This is a genomic window from Micrococcus sp. KRD096, from assembly GCF_017168495.1.
Lineage (GTDB): Bacteria > Actinomycetota > Actinomycetes > Actinomycetales > Micrococcaceae > Micrococcus > Micrococcus luteus.
This window is the reverse complement of record NZ_JABFAY010000026.1, coordinates 1-965: the sequence shown is the minus strand read 5'-3', so window position 1 is coordinate 965 and position 965 is coordinate 1. Positions and strand designations below refer to the sequence as shown.

At 73.5% G+C, this 965-nt stretch carries 1 protein-coding gene; it reads right to left on the bottom strand.

Annotated elements, in window-relative coordinates:
* Positions 1 to 63: 63 nt before the first annotated feature.
* Positions 64 to 690 carry a hypothetical protein gene (locus tag J1M41_RS11130; RefSeq protein ID WP_010079958.1) on the bottom strand — a complete coding sequence of 209 codons (627 nt, stop codon included), beginning with the start codon at positions 688 to 690 and terminating at the stop codon, positions 64 to 66.
* Between the last annotated feature and the right edge of the window lie 275 nt (positions 691 to 965).

The following is a 965-nucleotide window of genomic DNA, read 5'->3' as shown; positions in this document are numbered from 1 at the left end:
GGCATGCCTCGAGGGTAGCGGCGGCCCCGGACGCGGCAGGCGCGGACGACGCGGAGCGTGCACTCAGCCGAGCAGCTCCTCGATCAGCGAGGACTCCTCCCGATGGAGGCGCGCCACGAACGGCAGCAGCATGAGCACGCCGAACAGCGCACCGTCCCGTGTGGTGCCGGCGGCCTCGTGATCCACCTCGACGCGGGTCAGGGAGAACATCCCACCCGAGTGGAACCGGGCGACCCGCCGTGGCCGGCCGCCGTCCTCCCCCTGTGCCCGCACCTCCACGGAGCCGTCCCAGTCCGCGCGGGCCACCACGCGACGCCCCTGGACCGTCCCGTCGACGGCGAAGTAGAGCACGTTCTCGCCCCAGATCTCCTTGAGCTCGTCATGCACGGGCGCCGGTGGCTCCCCCTCGGCCGGTGCCGTGACGTCCGGTCGATGCGTCACGGCATAGGTCGGGCGCAGCAGGCGGCCCACCGCGCTGCGCCACGTGGCCCGGCGGATCCCCACCGTGGTGGCGGCACCGCCGATCGACTCCCAGCGGAACGTGCCGGTGCGTTCGCAGCCCGCCAGCTCCCCACGGACCACCCGGCCGACGAGCTCGCCGTCGTCGCGATGCACCGCGACGGTCCGCATGCTGCGCCGGACGGTGTCCAGCGTCCCCTCCCGGAACCCGTACGTGCTGGTGCGCGTCATGGCCCTCCTCTCCGCCCGCCGCGGTCCGGCCGCATGAGGCGTGCGTCCCAGTGTTCCAGAATCCCCGCGTCCCGTGGGCAGGGCTTCGTGGGCAGGGCTTCGTGGGCAGGGTTCCGTGGGCAGAACCGGCGGCGATTCAGGTTCCGTGGGCGGAAGGAGTCACTCTTCTGCCCACGGAACCGGCTGACCCGCCCACGGAACCGGTTGCCCTGCCCACGGAACCCCGAGAGGCGACTCGGGCGGCATCGCCAGGGAGCACCCGCGCCGGCACCCAC

Coding starts and splice junctions, on each gene's coding strand:
- J1M41_RS11130 (WP_010079958.1), bottom strand. CDS start 690: ATGACGCGCACCAGCACGTACGGGTTCCGGGAGGGGACGCTGGACACC.